At 71.9% G+C, this 19878-nt stretch carries 21 protein-coding genes; 8 read left to right on the top strand and 13 right to left on the bottom strand.

The window, feature by feature from the left end:
- Window positions 1-122 precede the first annotated feature (122 nt).
- Genes AOM02_RS06030 through rpmE form a run of 6 tightly spaced genes read right to left on the bottom strand, consistent with a single transcriptional unit; the run spans window position 123 to window position 4657 of the window.
- Entirely contained in the window at window positions 123-530 is a 408-nt protein-coding gene (locus AOM02_RS06030; RefSeq protein WP_062297730.1) for a Cg1360 family ATP-synthase-associated protein, read from the bottom strand.
- Complete coding sequence (locus AOM02_RS06025; protein WP_062297727.1) at window positions 527-1783, bottom strand: MraY family glycosyltransferase; 1257 nt, start codon at window positions 1781-1783, stop codon at window positions 527-529. The genes AOM02_RS06030 and AOM02_RS06025 overlap by 4 nt, the downstream gene beginning before the upstream one ends.
- Complete coding sequence (locus tag AOM02_RS06020) at window positions 1780-2427, bottom strand: L-threonylcarbamoyladenylate synthase (protein ID WP_156156129.1); 648 nt, start codon at window positions 2425-2427, stop codon at window positions 1780-1782. The genes AOM02_RS06025 and AOM02_RS06020 overlap by 4 nt, the downstream gene beginning before the upstream one ends.
- 16 nt (window positions 2428-2443) lie before the next feature.
- A complete protein-coding gene (gene prmC, locus AOM02_RS06015) occupies window positions 2444-3334 on the bottom strand; it encodes a peptide chain release factor N(5)-glutamine methyltransferase (protein ID WP_228373052.1) in 891 nt (296 codons plus the stop codon).
- Between the two features lie 17 nt (window positions 3335-3351).
- The gene (gene prfA / locus AOM02_RS06010) at window positions 3352-4434 is read right to left on the bottom strand and encodes a peptide chain release factor 1 (RefSeq protein ID WP_062297723.1); all 1083 of its coding nucleotides are present in this window, start codon (window positions 4432-4434) and stop codon (window positions 3352-3354) included.
- Window positions 4435-4447: 13 nt separating this feature from the next.
- Window positions 4448-4657 (bottom strand): 50S ribosomal protein L31, encoded by a 210-nt coding sequence (gene rpmE, locus AOM02_RS06005; protein WP_062291434.1) that lies wholly within the window; start codon window positions 4655-4657, stop codon window positions 4448-4450.
- A 365-nt stretch (window positions 4658-5022) separates the two neighbouring features.
- Here rpmE and AOM02_RS06000 point away from each other — a divergent pair, with 365 nt between their 5' ends.
- From AOM02_RS06000 to AOM02_RS05990, 3 genes are all read left to right on the top strand, one after another.
- Window positions 5023-5913: a DUF559 domain-containing protein gene (locus AOM02_RS06000; protein WP_156156116.1), complete on the top strand. Its 891-nt coding sequence runs from the start codon at window positions 5023-5025 to the stop codon at window positions 5911-5913.
- 117 nt (window positions 5914-6030) lie between these two features.
- A complete protein-coding gene (locus AOM02_RS05995; protein WP_062297719.1) occupies window positions 6031-6729 on the top strand; it encodes a hypothetical protein in 699 nt (232 codons plus the stop codon).
- A gap of 14 nt (window positions 6730-6743) precedes the next feature.
- On the top strand, window positions 6744-7217 hold the full coding sequence (locus tag AOM02_RS05990) for an RNA polymerase sigma factor (protein WP_228373784.1): 474 nt from the start codon (window positions 6744-6746) through the stop codon (window positions 7215-7217).
- Window positions 7218-7310: 93 nt separating this feature from the next.
- Here the strand turns inward: AOM02_RS05990 and rho are convergent, their stop codons facing one another.
- On the bottom strand, window positions 7311-9068 hold the full coding sequence (rho, locus tag AOM02_RS05985) for a transcription termination factor Rho (RefSeq protein ID WP_156156128.1): 1758 nt from the start codon (window positions 9066-9068) through the stop codon (window positions 7311-7313).
- 379 nt (window positions 9069-9447) lie between these two features.
- Between rho and AOM02_RS05980 the strand changes: the two genes are divergently transcribed.
- Genes AOM02_RS05980 through AOM02_RS05970 form a run of 3 tightly spaced genes read left to right on the top strand, consistent with a single transcriptional unit; the run spans window position 9448 to window position 11305 of the window.
- Complete coding sequence (locus AOM02_RS05980) at window positions 9448-9876, top strand: DUF6325 family protein (protein WP_062297714.1); 429 nt, start codon at window positions 9448-9450, stop codon at window positions 9874-9876.
- Window positions 9877-9890: 14 nt separating this feature from the next.
- Window positions 9891-10265, top strand: a complete 375-nt coding sequence (locus AOM02_RS05975) for an SHOCT domain-containing protein (RefSeq protein ID WP_369344410.1) — start codon at window positions 9891-9893, stop codon at window positions 10263-10265.
- Complete coding sequence (locus AOM02_RS05970; protein ID WP_062297713.1) at window positions 10262-11305, top strand: TIGR00341 family protein; 1044 nt, start codon at window positions 10262-10264, stop codon at window positions 11303-11305. The genes AOM02_RS05975 and AOM02_RS05970 overlap by 4 nt, the downstream gene beginning before the upstream one ends.
- 40 nt (window positions 11306-11345) lie before the next feature.
- Here the strand turns inward: AOM02_RS05970 and AOM02_RS05965 are convergent, their stop codons facing one another.
- The 6 genes from AOM02_RS05965 to AOM02_RS05940 form a co-directional block, all read right to left on the bottom strand.
- Complete coding sequence (locus AOM02_RS05965) at window positions 11346-11807, bottom strand: GyrI-like domain-containing protein (protein ID WP_062297712.1); 462 nt, start codon at window positions 11805-11807, stop codon at window positions 11346-11348.
- Between the two features lie 82 nt (window positions 11808-11889).
- Entirely contained in the window at window positions 11890-13875 is a 1986-nt protein-coding gene (locus tag AOM02_RS05960; protein ID WP_082104916.1) for an ABC transporter ATP-binding protein, read from the bottom strand.
- On the bottom strand, window positions 13875-15605 hold the full coding sequence (locus tag AOM02_RS05955; RefSeq protein WP_062297711.1) for an ABC transporter ATP-binding protein: 1731 nt from the start codon (window positions 15603-15605) through the stop codon (window positions 13875-13877). Before AOM02_RS05955 ends, AOM02_RS05960 begins: the two co-directional genes overlap by 1 nt.
- Before the next feature lie 4 nt (window positions 15606-15609).
- Window positions 15610-16209, bottom strand: a complete 600-nt coding sequence (locus tag AOM02_RS05950) for a TetR/AcrR family transcriptional regulator (RefSeq protein ID WP_156156115.1) — start codon at window positions 16207-16209, stop codon at window positions 15610-15612.
- A gap of 25 nt (window positions 16210-16234) precedes the next feature.
- Window positions 16235-16837 (bottom strand): GNAT family N-acetyltransferase, encoded by a 603-nt coding sequence (locus AOM02_RS05945; protein ID WP_062297707.1) that lies wholly within the window; start codon window positions 16835-16837, stop codon window positions 16235-16237.
- Window positions 16834-17787 (bottom strand): FUSC family protein, encoded by a 954-nt coding sequence (locus AOM02_RS05940; protein ID WP_156156114.1) that lies wholly within the window; start codon window positions 17785-17787, stop codon window positions 16834-16836. Before AOM02_RS05940 ends, AOM02_RS05945 begins: the two co-directional genes overlap by 4 nt.
- Window positions 17788-17823: 36 nt before the next feature.
- On the opposite strand from AOM02_RS05940, the gene AOM02_RS05935 reads away from it, so the two are divergent.
- Together AOM02_RS05935 and AOM02_RS05930 are read left to right on the top strand one after the other, a co-directional pair.
- Window positions 17824-18762: a trimeric intracellular cation channel family protein gene (locus tag AOM02_RS05935; RefSeq protein ID WP_062297704.1), complete on the top strand. Its 939-nt coding sequence runs from the start codon at window positions 17824-17826 to the stop codon at window positions 18760-18762.
- Between the two features lie 149 nt (window positions 18763-18911).
- The gene (locus AOM02_RS05930; RefSeq protein ID WP_062297701.1) at window positions 18912-19835 is read left to right on the top strand and encodes an endonuclease domain-containing protein; all 924 of its coding nucleotides are present in this window, start codon (window positions 18912-18914) and stop codon (window positions 19833-19835) included.
- Window positions 19836-19878: the final 43 nt, after the last annotated feature.

The raw sequence follows: 19878 nt of genomic DNA, 5'->3' as shown, positions 1-19878 counted from the left end.
TCAGCGCTCACGACCGCGGCCAGTAGGTTCCCCACGAAGTCTCCTGTGCGAATGGCTTCTTGGGCGCGGACCACTGTCCGGCGCCGTTGACTGGCCGCTAGCCTAACGCATCACAGGCGGGACTAAGTACCCGGATCCGCGTACGGAATGCGCGCTTTGCGCAGCACCATGATGTCCACCACGAGGGACGCCACGATGCCCGTCACGGCGGTCGCCGCGAAGGCGCCGCGGTGGAACGACTCGACGCCCTGGAGCAGCAGCAGCGCGACGATGATGACGAGCATCTTGCCCAGCCACGAGAACGCCACGATGCCAGCCATGACGTGCGGAGGCTTGGTGTGCCCGACCAGCATCGCGACCTGCGTGGGGATCGCGCCGAGCGCGGCGACGCCGGCGCCGACGAGCGCGGCGACGGCGCCCGCGGCGCCGACGACGGCCCATGCGACGGCCGCGCCGATCACGGCGATCGCGGCGATGACGACGATCGTGATCCGGATCGCTCGGCGGTACAGCTGCTCCTCGGCGGTCACTTCTCCTCCTCGGGACGGGTGACGGGGGACGATGCGGGGGCCGCGCCGGGCGCCGCGGCGACGGCGGGCGCGGCGCCCGCCTCCGCATCGTCCGGGTGGCGCCCCTCCGGCGTGATGCGCTGGAGCGCGAAGACCGCGTGGCCCGCGCGCCTCCACTGGCGCGAGAAGAACCGCGCGAGGCGCGGCGAGAACGTGATCGCCGCGGCGGCGGCGATGCCGATGCCGGTGGCGACGGCGGCGCCCCACAGCGGCAGGAAGACGAGGGAGATGGTGCCGAACGACAGCACCGCGGTCCAGATGTAGAGGACCGTGACGGCCCACCGGTGCGAGTGGCCGCGGCGCAGCAGCAGGTGGTGCAGGTGGTGCTTGTCGGGCGAGAACGGCGACTCCCCGCGCGCGGTGCGTCTGATCACCGCGGCGGTCATGTCGACCAGCGGGACGGCGAGCACCATGATCGGCAGCAGGATCGGGATGAAGGCCGGGATGCGCTCGCGCTCCGACACGACCGCGGGGTCGATCTGGCCGGTGACGATGATCGCGGCCGCGGCCAGCATGAGGCCCAGCACCATCGAGCCGGAGTCGCCCATGAAGATGCGCGCGGGATGGACGTTGTGCGGCAGGAACCCCAGGCACGCGCCCACGAGCAGCGCGACCACGATCGCGGCGAGCGACGAGTAGTCCCCCGGCGTCGCCGAGCGCGCGAGCATGTACGTGTACGCGAAGAACGCGACGCCGCCGATCGCGATCATGCCGGCGGCGAGCCCGTCGAGGCCGTCGACGAAGTTCACCGCGTTCATCGCGATGACCACGACGAAGACCGTGGCGATGAGCGACACGTACGAGCTGCCGATCGTCACGCCCGCGATGGGCACCGTGACGAGCTGGACCCCGCCGGACGCGAGCACGAGCCCCGCGAGGAACTGCCCCGCGAGCTTCGCCATCCAGTCGAGGTCGAAGATGTCGTCGATCATGCCGAGCGCGCACACGATCGCGGCGGCGGCGAGCACCGCCCACGCCTCGCGGCCGGCCTCGAAGACCGGGAACAGGAACGGGATCGCGGAGGCGACGCTGCCCGCCACGGCGATCCCCAGGAAGATGGCGATGCCGCCCAGGCGCGGGATCGGGGTCGTGTGCACGTCGCGCGCGCGGACCGCGGTGATGGCGCCCACGCGGAAGGCGAGGTGGCGCATCGCCGGCGTCGCGACGTAGGTCACGAGCGCCGCGATCGCCATGAGGGTGAGGTAGACCTTCACCCGTCGTCACCTGCGACGGCGTCCTCCCCCACGATCTCGACGATGCGGTCGCGGGTGATGCCGCCCTCGCGCACGATGCGCAGGCGGTCGCCCGTCGCGTCGACGATGGTGGAGGCCACGCCGAGCGGGCTGTCGCCCGCGTCCAGGTAGACGGCGACGGCGTCGCCGAGCTGCTCGTGCGCACCCTCCGCCGTGGTGGCCGCGGGCTGCCCGGTGCGGTTCGCGCTCGTCACGGCGAGCGGGCCGGTGCGGTTGAGCAGCGCGAGCGCGGCGGCGTGGTCCGGGACGCGCAGCGCCACCGTGCCGCCGGTCTCCCCCAGGTCCCACGCGAGCGAGGGCTGCGAGCGGACGATCACCGTGAGCGCGCCGGGCCAGCACGCCTCCATCAGCGCGCGCGCCGGCTCGCTGACGTCGCGCGCGAGGCCGTCGACGGTGCGCACGGCCGGGATCAGCACCGGCGGCGGCATCTGACGGTCGCGTCCCTTGGCCGCGAGCACGGCCGCGACCGCGGGCGGGCTGAACGCGTTGGCGCCGACGCCGTAGACGGTGTCCGTGGGGAGCACGATGATCGCGCCGCGGTGGACCGCGTCGACGGCGGCGTCGAGCGACGGCCCCCAGGTCGCGGGGTCGTGGGTGTCGAGGATCACGACGACAAGTCTCTCAGACACCCACCCGGGTCGCGACGAGCATGCGGTCGCGGCCGTTGAGGTCGGTGAGCGTGCGGACGTCGCCCCACCATTCGGACGACTCGGCGTAGGCGCGCAGGGCCGGGCCCTGCTCGTCGCCGTGCTCCATCACCACGATGCCGCCGACGCGCAGCAGGCGCTGCGCCTCGTCGAGGATCGCGCGCGGCACCTCGAGCCCGTCGTCGCCGAGGCCGTAGAGCGCCTGCGGCGGGTCGTGGAGCGCGACCTCGGGGTCGCGCGGGACCGCGTCGACGGGGACGTACGGCGGGTTGGTCACCACCACGTCCGCGCATGTGTCGAACTGGCGCAGGCAGTTGCGGGCGTCGGCGTAGACCGAGCGCAGCCGCGTGCGCACGTCGGCGGGCTGGGCGCGCGCGTTGAGGCGCAGGTAGACCAGCGCCTCCTCGCTCGCCTCGACCATCGCGACCTGGGCCTCGGGCACCTCGGTGGCGATGGAGATGCCGATCGCGCCCGAGCCGGCGCAGAGGTCCGTGACGCGCACCTCGCCGCGCATCTCGAGCGCCTCGCGGGCCGCGGCGATCGCGACGCCCGCGACGACCTCGGTCTCGGGGCGCGGGATGAAGACGCCCGGCCCGACCTGCAGCTCGAGCGAGCGGAAGTAGGCCTTGCCGGTGATGTGCTGCAGCGGCTCGCGGTCGACGCGCCGCGTCACGCGGGCCTCGAGCAGGTCGAGGTCGGCGCCCGGGGGCCACTCGTCGTCGCGGGCCGCGGCGGTGCGGATGTACGAAGGCTCGAGCCCCAGGGTGTGCGCGATCAGCACGATCGCGTCGTGGTACGGCGACGGCACGCCGGCCTCGGCGAGGCGCTGGGTGGTCGCGCGCAGACGCGTTCCTACGGTGGGCACGCTCGGAGTCTAGGGCCTTACTCGGCCGCGGACAGGCGCGCCGCCTCGTCCGCGTCGATCGCGGACTGGATGACGGGCTGCAGGTCGCCCGCGAGCACCTGGTCGAGGTTGTACGACTTGTAGCCCGTGCGGTGGTCCGCGATGCGGTTCTCGGGGAAGTTGTACGTGCGGATGCGCTCCGAGCGGTCGACCGTGCGGATCTGCGACTTGCGCAGGTCCGACGCCTCGGCCTCGGCGGCCTCCTTCTGCGCGGCGAGGAGGCGGGCGCGCAGGATGCGCAGCGCCGACTCCTTGTTCTGCAGCTGGCTCTTCTCGTTCTGGCAGCTCACCACGATGCCCGTGGGCAGGTGGGTGAGGCGCACGGCCGAGTCCGTGGTGTTGACCGACTGGCCGCCCGGGCCCGACGAGCGGTACACGTCGACGCGCACCTCGTTCATGTCGATCTCGACCTCGGAGACCTCCTCGACCTCCGGGTACACGAGCACACCGGCGGCGGAGGTGTGGATGCGGCCCTGCGACTCGGTCGCAGGCACGCGCTGGACGCGGTGGACGCCGCCCTCGTACTTGAGCTGGGCCCAGACGCCGTCCTCGGGCTCGACGGCGCCGCGCGCCTTCACCGCGACGGAGACGTCCTTGTACCCGCCCATGTCGGTGTGCACGGCCTCGAGGACCTCGGCCTTCCAGCCCTTGGTCTCGGCGAACTTGAGGTACATCTTCAGCAGGTCGCCCGCGAACAGCGCGGACTCCTCGCCGCCCTCGCCCGACTTGATCTCGAGGATCACGTCGCGGGCGTCGTCGGGGTCGCGAGGGATGAGGATGCGCCGGAGGTGCTCCGTGGCCTCCTCGACGGCGCCCTCGAGGGCCGGGATCTCCGCGGCCATCTCGGGGTCGAGGTCCGCCAGCTCCGTGGCGGCCTCGAGATCGTCCTGGGCAGACTGCCAGGCACGATGCGCGGCGACGACGCGGCCGAGCTCCGCGAAGCGACGCCCGAGCGTGCGCGCACGACCGCCATCCGCGTGAACGGCGGGATCGGCGAGCTGCTGCTCGATGTCGGCGTACTCGTCCAGCATGGGCTGGACGGCTGCGAAGGCCTCGGCCACGTCGTGGGGCGCGTTACTTCTTGTTGCCGTAGCGGCGCTCGAAGCGCGCCACGCGACCACCGGTGTCCATGATCTTCTGCTTGCCCGTGTAGAACGGGTGGCAGGCCGAGCAGACCTCGACGCTGATCGCGCCGGCCGTCACGGTGGACTTGGTCTCGAACGTGTTACCGCAGGTGCACGTGACAGTGGTGGCCACGTACTCGGGGTGGATGTCCTTCTTCATGATCTCCCTTAGTTCGCCACCGGGTCCTCCGCGTATCTCGCGTCGGTGAACCGGCAACCGTGGACCCCGTCCGCAGGCGGGGCCAACGAACTATTCTGCCATGCCTGTCAAGCCCGGCCCAATCCGCGCATCGTCCCCTCGCGCGCCCGTCACCCTTCAACACGCTGGGAGGTGCTCAGTGCCCGTTCCGTCGCGATTCGAGCACTTGGCACCTCGCAGGAGTCATCCGTTCGCCACGTGACCGGCGTCCACGACCTCCTGGGCGCCGCGCGCCCTCCACAGATCCGTGCCTGGGACTGATCGAGCTCCCGCCGCGACGGTTGCCTGGCGGCATGCGCCCGTCGCCCGACCAGCAGAGTCCGCGCATGACGCTCGCGGACTTCCTTGCCGCGAATCCTCACGCCTACACCCGGGACGAGCTGGTCCGCGCGTGGTCGCGGCGCCAGCTGGACAACGGAACCGACGCCGGCACCGTCGCCCGCCCTCTCACGGGCGTCTACTGCGGCAGCGCCCACACCCTCGACCCGACCGTGCGCGGTGAGGCGCTCAACCTGTGGCAGCCCGACGGCGCGGTGACCGGCGCGGGTGCGCTTCACCTCTACGACCAGTGCCTGCCGAAGCCCGAGCACCTCGACCTGCTCGTCCCGCACGGTCGTCGCCTCGACGTGCCGCCCTGGGTTCGGCTGCGCCAATGCGGCCCGACGCGCTCGACCATCCGCGCGGGAGGGGTCGTGAGCGCGCCCATGCCGAGGGCCTTGCTCGATGCATGGCGGTACGCACCGGCCCCCGACCGACGAGATCTGCTGTGGGAGGCGCTGTGGGCGCGGGTGTGCACGTGGCGCCAGCTGCGGTCCGAGCTCGACCGCGCTCCCAAGGTCGCCGGTCGCCGCGATCTGGAGCGCGTGCTGGGCTGGTTCGCGGAGGGCGCGACCACCCCGCTCGAGGTGCGCGCGAAGCACGAGACCTTCGCGGATCCACGGTTCCGCGACTTCGAGTGGCAGGTGCCGCTCGCCCTCCCCTCGCGCAGGGCGGTCCCCGACATGCTGCATCGCCGCGCAATGGTCGCGGTCGAGCTCGACGGCGACCGCGTGCACGCGACTCGCGAGGCTCGCGACAGGGATCGGGCGCGTCGGACCGATCTCGCGGCCGCCGGCTACATCGTCGTCGGCTTCGGATGGAGCGACATCACCGAGCGGCCCGCGTGGTGCCGCGAACGGCTGCTCGCGGTGGTGGCGGCGCGACTGAACGCGTTGTGAGGTGCTCATTGCTCGAACCGGCTGGATTCGGGCACCGAGCACCTCAAGGCGCGGTGGTGAAAACGCCGTGGACGCTTGCGAGCGGTTCCGGCATGAAGGGATATGAATGCACCACGCATGACCGATCTCGACGACCTCCTCGCACTCTCGACGCCGCCCGCCTCTGCGGACGGACCCGCGCTCGACGCGGCGATCGTCGCGCTCATCGGTGAGGCACGGAGCACCGCGACCCCCGCGCACACGTGGCGCCGCCGCACGCTCTGGGCCGGCCTGGTGGCGGCGCTCGTCGGGATCGGCGGCGCTACCGCGTACGCGACGGGCACCCACCGTGGCGAGGCGTGGAACGACCTCACCGACGAGGCCGAGGTCGACGCGACGCGGATCGAGTGGATGACCACCCTGCCCGCAGGGACCACGTGCGTCGAGCGGCTCACAGGGGTAGGCCTCACCGAGCAGCAGGTGACCGCGATCGAGTCCGCCCTGGCCAACCCCGACCGGCTGCTCGCGCTCGACGGTGGAGCGGTCCGCGACGAGTTCCTCGAGTACTACGACCGCAACGACTTCCAGCAGGACCTTGCCGACCGGGACACGTGGGAGTCGTGGATCGACGCGGGCTATGCGGCTGTCGCAGAGATCGACCTCGCCGCCGGCCGCGGTGCGCTCGCGGACGAGGTCCTCGACGTGGTCCCGCCGGGCGCTGAGAACGAGATCTTCATCCACACCTCGATGCGGCTCATCATCGACGGGCTCACCGCGCAGGGCATCGACGCGATGAGGCTCGTGACCCCCGAGACCGCGTGCGAGGCCGGCGAGTGAGCGCAGCGGATCGAGTGCTCGAAGACGCCCTGCGCGAGCACGGCGGCGACCTGCTGCGCTACCTGCAGCGCCGCTCGCCGGAGATCGCGGCGGATCTGCTCGGCGAGACGATGCTCGTGGCGTGGCGGCGCAAGGCGGACGCACCCGAGGCCGCATCAGAGCTCCGTCCGTGGCTCTTCGGGATCGCGCGCACGTGCCTGCGCGGCCACCGGCGAGACGAGTCCCGACGACTCCGTCTGGCGGATCGGATCGCGGCGCTCGCGCCGATGCCTGCCGATACCGACGACGCGCTCGCGCTCGACGTCCGCGCCGCGATCGCCGCTCTCCCGGCACCCCAGCGCGAGCTCGTGGAGCTCGTGCACTGGGAAGGTTTCTCGCTCGCGGACGCCGCCGCGGTGATCGGGACCAATCCCTCCACCGCCCGGTCGCGCTACGCCAAGGCGAGGGCCACGCTCGAGGCGACCCTTGCGTCGTCCGTCCACGGGTAGACGAACGCCCTGTGAGGTGCTCGGTGCCCGATCTGAAGCGATTCGAGCACTAAGCACCTCACAGGGCGCTATGGCAGCGGCGGAATCGCCGCCCTACTTCTCCTCGTCCGAGCCCGGCGTGGTCTTGGCGACCTGCATGAGGAACTCGGCGTTGGTGCGGTTCTCCTTGAGCTTGCCCAGGAGCAGCTCGATGGCCTGCTGCTGCTCGAGCGCGGTGAGCACGCGACGCAGCTTCCACATGACCTTGAGCTCCTCCTGGCTCATGAGGATCTCCTCGCGGCGCGTGCCCGACGCGTTGACGTCGACGGCCGGGAAGATGCGGCGGTCGGCGAGCGTCCGCGAGAGCTTGAGCTCCATGTTGCCGGTGCCCTTGAACTCCTCGAAGATCACCTCGTCGGCCTTCGAGCCGGTCTCGACCAGGGCGGTCGCGAGGATGGTCAGCGAGCCGCCGTTCTCGATGTTGCGCGCGGCGCCGAAGAAGCGCTTGGGCGGGTAGAGCGCCGACGAGTCGACACCGCCCGACAGGATGCGGCCCGAGGCGGGCGCCGAGATGTTGTACGCGCGGCCCAGGCGGGTGATCGAGTCGAGCAGCACGACGACGTCGTGACCCATCTCGACGAGGCGCTTGGCGCGCTCGATCGCGAGCTCGGCGACCGTGGTGTGGTCGTCGGCGGGACGGTCGAAGGTCGAGGCGATGACCTCGCCCTTGACCGTGCGCTGCATGTCGGTGACCTCCTCGGGGCGCTCGTCGACGAGCACGACCATGAGGTGGACCTCGGGGTTGTTCGTGGTGATCGCGTTGGCGATCGACTGCAGCACGAGCGTCTTGCCGGCCTTCGGCGGCGACACGATGAGGCCGCGCTGGCCCTTGCCGATGGGCGCCACGAGGTCGATCACGCGGTTGGTCATGTTGCGCGGCTCGGTCTCGAGGTGCAGGCGGTGCTGCGGGTACAGCGGCGTGAGGTCGCCGAACGCGGGGCGGTGACGCGCGTCGTCCGGGGACTGGCCGTTGACCTTGTCGACGCCGGCGAGGGCGTTGAACTTCTGGCGCTGGCCGCGCTCGCCCGGGCGGGGCGGGCGGACGGTGCCGGTGATGGCGTCGCCCTTGCGCAGGCCGTACTTCTTGATCTGGTTCATCGACACGTACACGTCCGACTTGCCGGGCAGGTAGCCGGTGGTGCGGATGAACGCGTAGTTGTCGAGGATGTCGACGATGCCGCCGACCGGGGTCAGCTCCTCGTCGTCGCGGACGTCGTCGTCGTCGAGCTGCTGGGTCGGGCTGGTCGCGCCCTCGACCACGTCGCGCTCCCGGCCGCGTCCACGGCCGCGGCCACGGCCACGGCGGCGGCGGCTGCCGCGCTCGTCGTCGTCCTGCGCCTGCTGCTGGCGCTGCTGGCCCTGCTGCTGACGGCGCTCGCCGTCCTGCTCGCCGTCCTCGGCCCGCTCGCCCTGCTGGCGGTCGCCGCGAGGCAGGTCGAGGTTGACGGCCTCCTTGGCGCGGCGCGCGCGGGACTCGGCGTCCTCGGAGCCCTGCTTGTCCGCCGGCGCGTCCTTGTCGCCGCGGGGCAGGTCGAGGTTGACGGCCTCCTTGGCGCGGCGCGCGCGGGACTCGGCGTCCTCGGACTCGGGGGCCGACTGCGGGGCCTCGGCGCGGCGGCGCGGCTGGCGCGCGGCGGCGGGCTTGTCGGCGGCCGGCTTCTTCTCGTCGCTGCTGTCGGCCTTCGGGGCCGACTTCTTGGCGGGCACGACGCCGCCGTTCTTGATCGCCTCGACCAGGTCCGCCTTGCGCATGCGCGCGGTGCCGGAGACGCCGAGCTCGGCGGCGAGCGCCTGGAGCTGCGGAAGCTTCATCGCGGTGAGGGTGGCGGTCTGGTCGGGCGCCACGGTCGTGTCTGTCACGTACTGTCCTTTCCTCGCACGAGCCCCTGTGGCTCCAGAAGTGCGAGATCGTCCACGTGGGTACGGCTGACGGGCATCGTCGGCAGACGCCTGCAACGTGGATAGCGTTCGTCCGGGGCGCTGAGCGCCGTTCCGGGGGAAGCGGGTCCAGGCTATCACCGCAGGCTTCACGGAACAATCACCCCTGGTGGTGACGCGCGTCACGTCCGCGGCACCGGGTGCCGCCGCATCGTCCCTCGTTCCTGTTGCCGGTCCCCTGCGGCGGGCCTAGCCTGCGAGGAGGGGGCGCGCGGGCGTCCCAGGCCCCGACTTCGAGCCAAGGAGCAGCGCCATGATCGGTCCCGTCGAGATCGTCACCATCGCCTTCGCGGAGAGCCGGTTCGACGGCTCGATCCTCGCGGAGATCAAGAAGCTGGTCGAGACGGGGGTGATCTCCATCGTCGACGCCATCGTGGTGCACAAGAAGGACGACGAGTCCGTCGAGATCGTCGAGCTCGCGGAGATCACCGACGACCCGGAGGTGACCGCGCTGAGCGACCTGCTCGCGCGCCTCGACGGGCTGCTCAACGACGAGGACGCCGAGATCCTCGCCGACTCGCTGCCGCCCGGCGCGTCCGCCGCGATCCTGTGCTTCGAGCACTCGTGGGTGGTGCCGCTGCGGGACGCGATCGCCGCGGCCGGCGGCGAGCTGCTCGACACCGTCCGGGTGCCGGGCCCGGTGGTGCAGGAGGTCCTCGACGCCGTCAGCGCCGAGGCATAGGGAGGAGCGGGACGATGCGCAGGATGGGACGACCGGGCCTGGTGGGCACGATGGCGCGGACGGCGGTCATCGCCGGCACCGCGCAGGCGGTGGGCGGCCGGGTGTCGCGCCGCCAGAACCAGCGCTGGAGCGCGCAGGAGCAGCAGGCCCAGCAGGAGCAGTACGCCGCCGAGCAGCAGGCGTACCAGGCGCAGCAGTCGCAGGCGCAGATGGCGTCGATGCAGGCCGAGCTTGCGCAGTTGCAACAGCAGCAGACGCCCCAGGTCGCGGCGGCGCCCGCGGGCGGAGGCGACCTCATGGGCGAGCTGCAGAAGCTCGCGCAGATGAAGGAGGCGGGCATCCTGTCGGACGCCGAGTTCGCGGCCGCCAAGGCGAAGCTGCTCGGGTGACCACCCCCGCGTCGACACCACGCGAGTCGCGCCGCGGCGCGAAGCTCAACTCTGTCGACTACATGCGGGAGGCGGTGCTCTTCGAGGGCGAGCGCGTCCGCGCGCAGCACACGCGCTTCTGGCTGCTGCTCATCCTCGCGTCGATCATCGCCACCGCCGGCGTGGTCGCGGACTCCACGGCGACCGTGATCGGCGCGATGATCGTCGCGCCGCTCATGCGGCCGATCCAGGGCACCATGCTGTCGACGGTGCTCGGCGACCACCGCAACCTCATGCGGTCGATGTGGCTGATGGTGGCGGGAGCCCTCGCGGCGATCGGGGTCGGCTTCGTCATCGGCCTCATCGTGATCCAGCCGATCACCGCGGCGACGAACGCGCAGGTCGCGGCCCGCGTCTCCCCCGGCGTCGTGGATCTGCTCGCCGCGCTCGCCACGGGCGTCGTCGGCTCGATCGCGCTGCTGCGCTCCGACATCTCGGACACCCTGCCCGGGGTCGCGATCGCGATCTCGCTGGTGCCGCCGCTGGTGGTCGTGGGGCTGACCTTCGAGTCGGGCGCGTGGTCGCAGGGCCTGGGCGCCCTGCTGCTGTTCGTCACGAACGTCGCGGCGATCCTGGCGACGGGGTCCGTCGTGATGGCGATCTACGGCTTCGCCAACGTGCGGATCGAGATGGCCGAGGACAAGGAGGCCGAGCGGCGCCGCCGCGCGCGCTCGTACCTCACGACGATCGTGCTCGTCGTGATCGTCGCGGTGCCGCTGTCGTACTCGACCGCGCACACGATCGAGTCGCGCTCGCGCATGGGGCGCGTCACGTCGTTCGTGGACGATGCGACCCAGGGCACGCGCTGGGACCTCGTGTCGGTGACGCCGCGCGAGGCCGGCCGCATCCACGTGATCGTCAAGGGCCAGCCGCCCCTGCCGGACATGGAGAAGGTCTACCAGGCCATGGAGGACGACGGGCTCGACACGTCGCTCATCGAGATCGAGCTGGTGCCCACCTACACGTTCGACTCCGAGCACCTCGAGACGCCCGAGACCTGAGCGGGCGCGCCGCGCCTCAGGCGGCGTCTCAGGCGGCGCCTCAGGCGACGACCGGGAACTCGAGGCGCGTACGCAGCTCCGCCTCGGGCGTCACGTCGGGGTCGTCGACGTAGATCTCGCGCGGGCCGCCGGCGGGCCGCAGCCCTCGCGCGCCGAGCTCCGCCGCCATCGCCGCGTACGTCGCGCCGAGCCCCGCGTACGGCCCCACGTGGATCGCCGTCGCGAAGGTGCCGCCGGGCAGCGCCTGCACGTCCACGTCGTCCAGCTCGGTGACGTCGGGATCGATGGGCACCGCGACGACCATGAGCAGCGGCTTCCCCTCCACCATCGACTCGGGGTACCACGCGAGCGGCGGCCCCGCGGGTGTGAGCCCGTTGCGGTCGATCGCCGTCATGATCGCGCCGAACGCCTCCGCCATCGCCGGGCCGATCTCCTCGACGGGCGTCCGTCGGGTCACGGACGCCACCGGCATCGGGTCCACCTCGACGACCTCGAGCTCCATGTCCGCCTCCTGCGCGGGCGACCCACGGCGGACCGGACCCGCGCTCCACGCCAGCCTACGACCGGGGCCGCGGCGACGCGCGTCAGCCCCGGTCCACCCCCGCATCGTCGAGCTCCTCGCCGCGGTGCGGCGGGGCGCCCGGGTGCGGCACCGACGGGTCGTCGAACACCGTGGCGAGCTCGCCGGTGGCGGGGTCGACCGGGTCGATCGGCGGCTCCACCTCCTCGAGCGGGGCGGCGAACTGCGCCTCGTACAGGCGCGCGTACGCACCCTTGGCGGCGAGCAGCTCGTGGTGGTCGCCCTGCTCGACGATCGACCCGTTCTCCATCACGAGGATCAGGTCCGCGTCGCGGATGGTCGACAGGCGGTGCGCGATGACGAAGGCCGTGCGATCCTTGCGCAGCTCGGCCATCGCGCGCTGGACGAGCAGCTCGGTGCGGGTGTCCACGGAGGACGTCGCCTCGTCGAGGATCAGCACCTGCGGCCGCGCGACGAACGCGCGCGCGATCGTGACGAGCTGACGCTCGCCCGCGGACAGGTTCGTCGCGTCGTCGTCGAGGACCGTGTCGTAGCCGTCGGGCAGCGAGTGCACGAAGCGGTCGACGTAGGCGGCCTTCGCGGCGTCGAGGATCTCCTCGTCCGTCGCGCCGGGCCGGCCGTAGGCGATGTTGTCACGGATGGTGCCGCCGAAGAGCCACGTGTCCTGGAGCACCATGCCGGTGCGCGAGCGCAGGTCCTGGCGGGTCATCTGCGCGATGTCCGTGCCGTCGAGCGTGATGCGGCCGCCCTTGAGCTCGTAGAACCGCATGATGAGGTTGACGAGCGTGGTCTTTCCGGCGCCCGTCGGTCCCACGATCGCGACCGTGCGGCCGGGCTCGACGGTGAGGTCGAGGTCGTCGATGAGCGGCTTGTCGTCGACGTAGCGGAACGACACGTCCTCGAACACGAGGCGGCCGTGGTCGTCGTCGGGGGTTTCGGCCGGGTCCGCGTCCGCGCCCTGCTCGTCGGCGTCGAGCAGCTCGAACACGCGCTCCGCGGACGCGACGCCCGACTGCAGCAGGTTCGCCATCGATCCCAGCTGGCTGATGGGCTGCTGGAACTGGCGCGAGTACTGGATGAACGCCTGCACGTCGCCCAGCGTCATGGTGCCGCTCGCGACGCGCAGCCCGCCGATGACCGCGATGGCCACGTAGACGAGGTTCCCGATGAACATCGCGCTCGGCATGATGATGCCGGAGATGAACTGCGCGCCGAAGCTCGCCTCGTAGAGCTCCTCGTTCTTGCGCGCGAACTCGGCCCGCGACTCGCGGCCGCGCCCGAACACCTTGACGAGCGCGTGGCCGGTGTAGCCCTCCTCGATCTGCGAGTTGAGGTCGCCGGTGTGCTTCCACTGCGCGACGAACTTGGGCTGCGAGCGCTTGGCGATCTGGGCCACGATCACCGCGGTGAGCGGGATGGACACGAGCGCGACGAGCGCGAGCTCCCACGAGATCGAGAACATCATCCCGAGGATGCCGATCACGGTGAGGACCGAGATGAACAGCTGGCTGAGCGTCTGCTGGAGCGTCTGCGAGATGTTGTCGATGTCGTTCGTCACGCGGCTGAGCAGGTCGCCGCGCTGGTGGCGGTCGAAGTAGCTCAGCGGCAGGTGGTGGATCTTCTCCTCGACGCTCTCGCGCAGCCGGAACACGGTGCGCTGCGTGACGCCGTTGAGGATGAAGCCCTGCAGCAGGCCCAGGATCGCGGAGCCGATGTAGATGATGACGACCCACAGCAGGATGCCGTGGAGCTTGGGGAAGTCGACGCCGCCGGCGAGGAAGCCCTCGAAGATGACCGTGGTCGCGTTGCCTAGGATCTTCGGGCCCACGACGGACAGGGCCACGGAGCCCGCGCCGAGGATCACGACCACGACGACGAACGCCATCTCGGGCCTGAGCAGGCCGGCCAGTCGCTTGCCCGACTCCTTGAAGTTCGACGCCTTCTCGGTGGGGGCGCCCATGCCGGGCCCCATCGGGCCGCCGTGCTGGCGCTGCGGGGGACGATTCTTGGTCTCGGTGCGCTCGCTCATCAGGCCACCTCCTCCGCTCGCAGCTGGGTACTGACGATCTCCTGGTACGTGGGCGAGGTCTCGAGCAGCTCGGCGTGCGTGCCGCGGTCGACGATGCGCCCGTCCTCCATCACCAGGATCTGGTCCGCGTCGACGATGCTCGACACGCGCTGGGCGACGACGATCACGGTCACGTCGGTCACGTCGCGCCCGAGGGCCGCGCGCAGCCGGGCGTCGGTGGCGGTGTCGAGCGCGCTGAACGAGTCGTCGAACACGAGCACGTCCGGGCGCCGCACGAGCGCGCGGGCGATCGACAGGCGCTGGCGCTGACCGCCCGACACCGTGGTGCCGCCCTGCGCGACCGCGGTGTCGAGCTGCTCGGGCATGGCCCGCACGAAGTCCTCGCCCTGCGCGATCGCGAGCGCGCCCCACAGCTCGTCGTCGGTGGCCTCCTCGCGGCCGTAGCGGAGGTTGCTCGCGACGGTCCCGGCGAACAGGTACGGGCGCTGCGGGACCACGCCGATGCGCGACCAGAGCGACTCGAGGCGCGCCTCGCGCACGTCGACGCCGCCCACGCGGACGGTGCCGCCGGTCGCGTCGTACAGGCGCGGGATGAGGTTGATGAGGGTGGTCTTGCCCGCGCCGGTCGAGCCGATGATCGCCGTGGTGGTGCCGCGACGCGCGGTGAACGAGATGTCCGCGAGCACGGGCTGCTCGGCGCCCGGGTACGTGAAGGTCACCTCGTCGAAGACCACGTCGCCGGTCGAGGGGACCTCGACCGCCGCATCGTCCTCGATCACGGTCGACCGGGTGGCGAGCACCGCGCCGATGCGGTCCGCGGAGACCGCGGCGCGGGGCACGAGCACGAAGAGGAACGTCGCCATGAGGACGGAGAACAGGATCTGGATGAGGTAGCTGAGGAACGCGGTGAGCGCGCCCACCTGCATCTCGCCGGAGTCGATGCGGTAGCCGCCGAACCAGATCACCGCGGCGGAGCCGAGGTTCACCACGAGCAGCACGAGCGGGAACATCGCGGCCATGAGGCGGCCGGCCTTGAGGGCGGACTCGGTGACGAGGTCGTTGGCCTCGGCGAAGCGCGTCTCCTCGACGGGCTCGCGGACGAAGGCGCGGATCACGCGGATGCCCGTGAGCTGCTCGCGCAGCACGCGGTTGATGCCGTCGATGCGCGTCTGCATGCGGCGGAAGTGGGGCACCATGCGCCACACGATGAGCAGCACGATGACGAGCAGCACGGGGATCGCGACCGCCATGATCCACGACAGCTCGGGGTCCTGGTCGATCGCGAGGATCACGCCGCCGATCAGGGTGAACGGCGTCGTCATGAGCATGGTGCACGTCATGAGGACGAGCATCTGCACCTGCTGGACGTCGTTGCTCGTGCGGGTGATGAGCGAGGGCGCGCCGAAGCGCTGCACCTCGGCCTCGGAGAACGTCCCGACGCGGCCGAAGATGTCGGCGCGGAGGTCGCGGCCCACGCGCATCGCGAGCTTGGCGCCGAAGTAGACGGCGGTGATGGTGGTCGCGACGCCCACGAACGACAGCGCGAGCATCCAGCCGCCCATGCGCCAGATGTAGCCGGTGTCGCCGGTGGCGACGCCCTTGTCGATGATGTCGGCGTTGAGCGTGGGCAGGTACAGGTTCACCATCGCCTGCGCGAACTGGAACACGACGACGCCCGCGAGGAGGCGCCAGTACGGCCTGACCGAGCTCACCAGGAGCTTCCAGAGCATGGGATCAGTCCCCTTCCTTGGCGATACCGCGCAGGATGAAGTCGGCGAGCTCGGACGGGTCCGAGGTGCCTCCGTTGGTGAGGAACGGCATCGTGGTGCCGAACACCAGGATGCGCAGATAGTCGACGGCTGTCGCGACGGGGACGCGCAGCCGGTGGGCGTCGGGCTCGAGCAGCCGGGCGACGACGTCGGTGGTCTCGCTCAGGGGCGGGTTGCGGTGCGGGTGCTCCTCGCCCGCGCGGTGGCGGGCGTGGTCCCGCGGGCCGAGCGCCGACATGAAGCGCACGACGGCCGAGACGCGACCGTGCATGAGCCCCACGACGCGCTCGACCTTGGCGTCGAGCGGCGCGTCCGGGTCGATGGACTCGAGCTCCGCGAGGAGCGCGGTCGGGTCCATGACGCGGGTGATCGCGGCGTCGATGAGCTCGGTCTTGTCCGCGAACGCGCGGAAGACGGTGCCCTCGGCGATGCCGGCGGCGTCGGCGATCTCCCGCGTGGTGACCTCGGCGCCGCGCTCGAGGATGAGCGGGATCGCGGCGTCGACGATCGACGCGCGTCGCTCCTCGGGGGCCATGGGGGCCGCCCGCCGGGTCCGGGTGGTCACCCGCTCACCCTAAGTGAGTGAGCACTCACTCCGCAAGCTGGGCGGCGCCGAGGAGACGGCCGAAGGTGACCGTCGCATTGTCCCCGCCCACGGCGACGAAGCCGACGCGGGGGTAGAACGCCTGGGCGCCCGCGTTCGCGCGCTCGGCGACGAGGTGGACGCCCGGCACGCCGCGCGAGGCCAGGAGCGCGCAGGCGGCGTCGATGAGGGCCCGGCCGGCTCCTTTGCCCTGCTGGTCGGGCAGCAGGTCGATGTGGAGGTGGGCCGGGTACGCGTCGAGGTGCGGGATCAGCATGCGGGCAGGGTCCTCGGCCGAGGGCAGGAGCCAGGCGTCGTCGGGGGTGCGCTCGACGTGCGTCGGGCCGACCCTCGGCCACCACTCCTCGACGAACCAGCGCTGGAACGCCGCGGTGTCGGACGTGCCGAGCACGTAGCCGCGCGGCTCGCCGCCGTCGTCCCACACGAGGCAGAATCCGCCCGGGCCGTGCAGGTACGGGGTCGCGTAGAGGTCGGCGAGGGCCGCGTCGTCGCCGAAGCGACCCGTCGCATCGTCCCCCTGTGCTCCGGTGAGCAGGCAGATGCGGGCGATCGCGGGATGGTCCGCGGCGGTCGCGGGGCGGATGCTCACGCCGCCTCGCCCTCCCGCTCGAGGCGTGCGATGAGCAGCGCCAGGCCGATCGCGAGGATCACGCCCACCACCGTGAGACCGATGCGCTGCAGGGCCGCGTCCCACGCCCCCGCCGGCGAGGCGCCGCCCGCCAGGAGGACGATGACGGCGGCGGTGAACGCGGCGCCCCGGATCTCGTCCTTGGCGATGCTCCACGCCAGCCCGCCCACCGCGGCGGCCACGGCGAGCGCGATCGCCAGCCCGGCCGGCAGGACCGATGCGAGCACGGCGCCGGCGAGCGTGCCGACCACCGTGCCGACCACCCTGCGCCGCGCACGCGCCGTGGTCTCGCCGCTGACGGGCACCAGCACCGCGCTGAGGGCGACCACGAGCCAGAGGGCATGCTCGAGGTCAAGCGCGCGGCCCACCCCGATCGCGATGCCCGAGCCGGCGGCCAGCGCCGACACGTAGGCGATGGTGGTGCGACGCGGCAGCGCCGCCGCAGGAAGCTTCGCGAGCCCCACCGCCGCGAGCACGAGGGGCACCGCGACGGCCGCCGCGGCGACGCCGACCATCGCGGCCCACGGCCCGATGTCGGCCGCCGACGTGCCGGCGACGGCGAGCACCACCGGCGCCGTGCCGGTCACCGGGCCGTAGCGCAGCACGACCGGGAGGGTCACCGCGGCCGAGGCGGCCGTGAGGAGGCCCAGCACGAGCGCATCGTCCCGTGCGAGGGTCGCGAGCGCGGCCAGGACGGCGATCGCGAGACCGAGCGCGACCGCGTGCCAGCGCGGCCCGCTCATCAACGACACCATCACGACGGTGAGCCCGCCCAGGGCCGCGCCGACTCCGGCGCCCACGCCGGCCACGATGCCGACCGCCACCGCCACGGCGACCAGCACCGCGACCACGACGGCTGCCAGCCTCAACGCCTTCCCGGGGGGAAGCAGCGACGATCTTCGTGATCCCATGCGACGAGCCTAGGGGCGCGCCCGTAGGCTCGTGCCGTGATCGTCGCAGCAGATCTCATCGACATGCCCCAGTGGATCTACGTCGCCGCCGTGTTCATCGGCGCGCTCGGCGGGGCGATCCGTGCCGGCGAGGACGAGCACACCGACCTCGTCGGGGTCCTGACGCTGTCCGCCGCCATGGGCTTCGGCGGCGCGATCATCCGCGACATCCTGCTCGGGCGGCTCCCCCCGCAGTCGCTGCGCGACCCGTCGTACTTCATCGCCGCCGGCGCCGCGGCGGGCGTCGGCATGCTGTTCCTCTACTACCTGCGCAAGCTGGGCCGGCTGCTGTGGTGGCTCGACTCGATCATCATCGGCGTCTTCGCCGTGGTCGGCGTCAACACCGCGCTGCTCACCGGCGTGCGGTGGCTGCCGGCGATCGTGATCGGCATGATCGCGTCCGTCGGCGGGCTGATGCTGTGCGACGTGCTCCAGGGCAGGCCGTCCTCGATCATGTACATGGGCCCGCCGAACGCCGTCGCCGGACTCGGCGCCGGCGTCGCCTACGTGCTGCTCGCCCGGCCGACCGAGCCGATCGTGACGCTCGTGCTCTCGACCGCCGTCGCCGTGCTGATCCGCCTCTCCGGGCCGCTGTTCCACGTCACCGTGCTGCAGCCGCGCAAGCATGCGTACGAACTCAAGATGCGCCGCGCGTTCCGGCGCGCCCGCCACGAGGGGACGCTCCCCGAGGGCGTGGCCGAGCTCAGCCCCGCGACCGGCTCGCTCGCCGCGGTGACGCTCGCGCATCCGCAGCCGTCGCCCGAGCCCGAGGTCTGGGACGAGGCCGAGGAGTCCGTCGACGCGGTCGCGGCCACGGAGACCCTGGTCATCGACGAGTACGGCCCCGGCCTGGGCCACGCCTCGCCGTCGCAGGAGTGGGCCGCCGCGGTGGAGGCGGAGGAGACGGACGAGCCCGAGGAGAAGGACGCCCCGTAGCCGCTCCCCCGCGCCACCTACCCAGCGATACCGCTGATGGTGCGGATCGGGCCGGTTGCGAGGTCCCCGGTACCGGTGGTGGTGCGTTTGCTCCACCGAACCGGGCATCACGGTGGTGGAGGGACGCGTTCCCGACGAGTCTCTGCTCCATGTCGACGTCGCTGCTTCCACCCGAGATCCACGCCGCACCGCGGTCGTACTCGCGCGCCGAGCTCACCGCTCTGCTCGGCGACCGCCGGCTCCGCACGGCGCTCGCGACGGGCGAGGTGCGACGGCTGCTCCCCGATCGGTACGCGACAGTCGCCCAATCGATGTCCTTCGTCGTCCGAGCCCACGCGGCGACCGTCAGCACCGGCGGCATCGTCACCGGCGCCGGTGCGCTGTTCGCGTGGGGATCAGACGGGCGTGCGCCGCAGCGGATGCTGGTGCACGTCAGACCCGGCCTCGAGCGCGACTGTCCGGACTGGCTGACGCTGACGCGCGCGGCGCCGCGCCCCCGCGCCTTCGACTGGAACGGGGTCGCTCTCGGCGATCCGGCGACCGCGATCGTGCATCTCTGGAGGCAGGCCGGGGCTCTCGGGGCGCGGGGGGCCACGCTCGCCGCGCTCCAGCGAGGTCTGACCTCGGTCGAGTCGCTTCACCTCACGTGCGACGCGCTGCCGCGGTTGCGCCATCGTGCTGGTCTGCTCGACACCCTCGACGCCTTCGAGTCCGGCGCCCACAGCTTCCTTGAGTACGAGGGCCTTCGACGCGTCTTCGTCGGGACCGACTTCGCACGGCTCCTCCGCCAGCACCTCGTCGTCGCGCGCGGGAACCGCTACCGGCTCGACACCTACGACCCCGAGACCCGCACAGCGATCGAGCTCGACGGCTCGAGGCACCACCTCGCGGGCGAGCGCAGGGAGCATGACATCCGCCGGGACGCGGATCTGGCGACGCTCGGGATCCTCACCGTGAGGCTCGCGTACAAGGACGTGATGGATCGTCCCGACTGGTGCAGGCAGACCGTCCTCGCGGTGCTCGCCGACCGATCCGCACGCTCAGTGGTACCGCAGAGATCGGATGAGCGCTGATCCGCACCACCAGCGGTACGGCTGGGACCCGGCGCGGAGCGGC

The organism is Demequina maris (genome assembly GCF_000971155.1).
Taxonomy (GTDB): Bacteria; Actinomycetota; Actinomycetes; order Actinomycetales; family Demequinaceae; genus Demequina; species Demequina maris.
This window is presented reverse-complemented; position numbering and strand designations above follow the sequence as displayed.